The sequence below is a fragment of the Cellulomonas sp. GbtcB1 genome, from assembly GCF_019091725.1.
In the GTDB taxonomy this organism is placed as follows: Bacteria; Actinomycetota; Actinomycetes; order Actinomycetales; family Cellulomonadaceae; genus Cellulomonas.
This window is the reverse complement of the sequence record NZ_JAGXJG010000085.1, coordinates 6331-9719: the sequence shown is the minus strand read 5'-3', so window position 1 is coordinate 9719 and position 3389 is coordinate 6331. Positions and strand designations below refer to the sequence as shown.

Annotated in this window: 4 protein-coding genes and 1 pseudogene; 3 read left to right on the top strand and 2 right to left on the bottom strand. The window is 74.8% G+C overall.

The window, feature by feature from the left end; translation table 11 throughout:
- Positions 1 to 397: pseudogene (locus KVT14_RS19190) on the top strand (ABC transporter ATP-binding protein); the annotation flags it as partial.
- Entirely contained in the window at positions 394 to 1200 is an 807-nt protein-coding gene (locus KVT14_RS19185) for an ABC transporter permease (RefSeq protein ID WP_217617128.1), read from the top strand. The pseudogene KVT14_RS19190 and the gene KVT14_RS19185, both read left to right, overlap by 4 nt.
- A gap of 235 nt (positions 1201 to 1435) precedes the next feature.
- Here the strand turns inward: KVT14_RS19185 and KVT14_RS19180 are convergent, their stop codons facing one another.
- Complete coding sequence (locus tag KVT14_RS19180) at positions 1436 to 1882, bottom strand: MarR family winged helix-turn-helix transcriptional regulator (protein ID WP_217617127.1); 447 nt, start codon at positions 1880 to 1882, stop codon at positions 1436 to 1438.
- A gap of 87 nt (positions 1883 to 1969) precedes the next feature.
- Here KVT14_RS19180 and KVT14_RS19175 point away from each other — a divergent pair, with 87 nt between their 5' ends.
- Positions 1970 to 2851, top strand: coding sequence for an alpha/beta fold hydrolase (locus tag KVT14_RS19175; protein ID WP_217617126.1), 882 nt, complete (start codon positions 1970 to 1972; stop codon positions 2849 to 2851).
- Between the two features lie 67 nt (positions 2852 to 2918).
- On the opposite strand, the gene KVT14_RS22715 is transcribed toward KVT14_RS19175, so the two are convergent.
- On the bottom strand, positions 2919 to 3389 hold a 471-nt coding region (locus KVT14_RS22715), incomplete at its 5' end, for an alpha/beta fold hydrolase (RefSeq protein ID WP_368858787.1).

Genomic DNA, 3389 nt, shown 5'->3' with positions numbered 1-3389 from the left:
GCAGGGTACGACCGGGCTGCGGTCGAGCCACCGGGTGAGCGAGTTGGTGCAGCCCACCGACGACGGCGTCGTGCTGGGGCGCGGGCGCCTCGTCGCCGCCGGCCCGATCGCGGACGTCGTCGCGGCGGCGACGGGCAGCAGCGTGCGGGTACGGCTGGCGACCGGCGAACCCGCCGAACCGCTGGCGGCGGCCGTCGCCGCGGAGGGCGGCACCCTCGCGCCGGCCGGGGACGCCCTCGTCGTCACCGGCCTCAGCAGCGAGCAGGTCGGCCGCGCCGCCGCCGGTGCGGGCGCGGTGCTGGCCGAGCTGACCCCGCAGCGCGCGTCGCTCGAGGACGCGTTCTTCGAGCTGACCAAGGACGCCGTCGAGTACACCACCGGAGCGACGCCACGATGACGACCAGCGACGCCACGCCCGCCGCGGTGCCCGCCGTGCGGCTCGACTTCTCCGGCCTGCTGCGCAGCGAGGTCATCAAAGCGCGCGGCCTGCGGTCGACCCGGTGGTTGCTGGTGTTCGCCACCGTGCTGCCGGTCGTGATCGCCGTGCTCACCGCGCTGACCGCCGACATCACGGGGGCGACGCACGACGACCTGACCGCCGAGGCGTTGACGGCGGTGACCGCGACCAACTGGGTGCCCCTGCTGCTGGTCCTCATGCTGGGCACCATCGTCGCCACCGCGGAGTACGAGCGCGGCGCCGTGCAGACCACGTTCGCCGTCGCGCCCCGGCGTGCGTCGGTCGTGCTCGCCAAGGCCGCACTGGTCGCCGGCGTCGTCCTCGCGTCGGCGCTGGTGTCCTCGGTGCTGTCGTACCAGGCCGCGGCGCTGCTGCTCGGCGGCGACGAGCCCGCGACCCTCGGCGACCCCGACGTGCTGCGCGTGCTCCTCGGCACCGCGCTCTACATGGCCGCCGCCGGGACGATCGCCACGTGCGTCGGGTTCCTCGTGCGGTCGAGCATCGGCGCCGTCGCGACGACCCTCGGGTTCCTCTACGTCGTGCCCGCGCTGCTGCAGGCCGTCCCGATCGAGACCGTCGACTGGTTCGCCCGCACGATCCCCGGGCCTGCGTCCGGCCCGCTGGAGCTACCGGGCCACCCGGACGGCGACCTGACGTTCACCGAGGCGCTGCTGGCGGTCGTCGCCTGGACCGGGGCGACGTTGACCCTGACCTGCGCCGTCGTTCGCAGACGAGACGTCTAGCGCGGTTTCGTCGAGCTGCGGGATCTGGACCGCCCAGAACGCTGCGCGCTCGGGTGTGGCGCGAGACGTCTGTGCACGTGGCAGTTCCATCGACCGCTCGTCTGTGACCCATGGGACTGGTGTGACCGTTGAGGCGCTCCTCCCAGAAGCCTGAGTGAGACGTTCTCGGAAGGGCTGTCGTTGCTGGACGATTTCCCACCAGCCCTGAACCCCGGCACAGCAGGCCTGCGGTCCGTCAGCCGGCGCTCCCGGGGCGTCCGCCCGGAAGCCGCCGGAGCGCGGCCTCCACGACCTCCGCGGTGCCGGGCTCGAGTCCTGCCACCCAGCGGTCGCGGAGCACGTCGAACCGGGCGGACCCGATCGCGGTCATCTCCTCGCCGCGCGCGGTGACGCGCAGCCGCTTGAGCCGGGCGTCGGCGGGGTCGTCGACGCGCTCGACGTAGCCGAGCTGCTCGAGCGTCGCGACCGTCTTCGCGGCCGCCTGCCGGGTCGTCCCGAGCCGACGGCCGAGCGCGGCGGCGCTGTCGGCGCCGTCGGCGACCGCGGCGAGCGCGAACTCTAGCGTGGCGGTCACGCCGGGGTGCCCGCGCTCCGCCAGGTGGTCCACGACGTCGTCGACCATCGACTCGAACCCGCCGAGCAGCAGGAGGGCGAGCTGGACTCCGCGGGTGGGTTCGGGCACGCCCCGAGCCTAGGCGGGGCGCACGCCATTGACAACGTGGTTGCCCATCACAAAGATGACAACCACATTGTCAATCAAGGAGGCGCCATGTCCGCCACGTCCGCATCCGCCGACCCCGCCGGCGTCCAGCACCACCGCGCCGAGCTCGGCGGCACCACGCTGCACTACGTCACCGCCGGCACGGACGGCCCGCCCGTCCTGCTGGTGCACGGGTTCCCCGAGTCCTGGTGGGCCTTCCACCGCGTCATCCCGCTCCTCGCCGCGGAGCACCGCGTGATCGCGGTGGACCTGCGCGGCTTCGGCGACTCGGCGGTCGCCGACGTCGCGTTCACCAGCGACGTCGCCGCCGACGACCTGCACGCGCTCGTCCAGCACCTCGGCCTCGGGCCCGTGCACCTGCTCGGGCAGGACGTCGCGGGCGGCACGGTCCTGCGGCTGGCGACCCGGCACCCCGAGGACGTGGCATCGCTGATCGCCGTCGAGCTGGGCCTCGCCGGGTACGGCCTCGAGGCGTTCGCCGACGTCACGCACGGCGGGTCCTGGCACATCGGCGCTCTCGCGGCGCCCGGGGTGCCGGAGCTGCTCCTCGCCGGGAGGGAGCGCGCTCTGCTCGACTGGTGGTTCGGCGTGACGACGGCGGTCGCGGGCGCGGTCACCGACTCCGACCTCGCGGAGCTCGCCCGCGGCTTCGCCCGGTCCGACGGCTGGAGCGGCGCGGCGGGGCTCTACCGGTCCGTGCTCTCCGAGGGGGAGGAGAACCGGGCGCTCGCGGCCGCGCACCCGATCACCGTCCCGGTGCTGGCGGTCGGCGGCTCCGGCGGCGGCTTCACCGCCGCGACGCTGCGGCAGGTCGTGCGGGGCGAGGTCCGGTCGGTGGTCCTGGACGACGTGGGGCACCACGTCGCGCTCGAGGCGCCGCGGGCGCTCGCGGACGTGGTGCTGCCGTTCCTCCGGGACGTCGACGCCTGAGCGGCGACGGCCGCGCGCTCACCGCGGCGGGCGGACGCCCGGTGCACCCCGGCCGCGTCCCGTGGGGTCAGTCGCGGTCCGCACCTGCTCGGCGGCCGACCGCGCCTCGTCGCTGCAGGAACGGCACGACCGCCGCGACGAGGTCCTCGGGTGCCTCCTCCGCCACGTGGTGGCCGGAGTCGATCCCTCGGCCCTCGACCTCCGTCGCCCACGAGCGCCAGATGGTCAGCGGGTCGCCGTAGAGCTGGGCGAGGTCGTCCCGCAGCGACCAGAGCACGAGGAGGGGCGCGCTGACACCGTGCCCACGCGCCCGGTCGGCCTCCTCGTGCTCGCGGTCGATCGTCATGCCGGCCCGGTAGTCCTCGAGCATCGCGCGGACGACGTCGGGATCGCGCACCGCCGACCGCCACTCCGCGTAGTTCTCCTGTCCCATGACGGCCGGGTCGCCGGTGTACCAGCTGTCCGGGTCCGCAGTGATGACCCGCTCGGGGATCTCCGGCTGGGCCAGCGCGGCGGCCGTGACCTCGCCGAGCGCCTC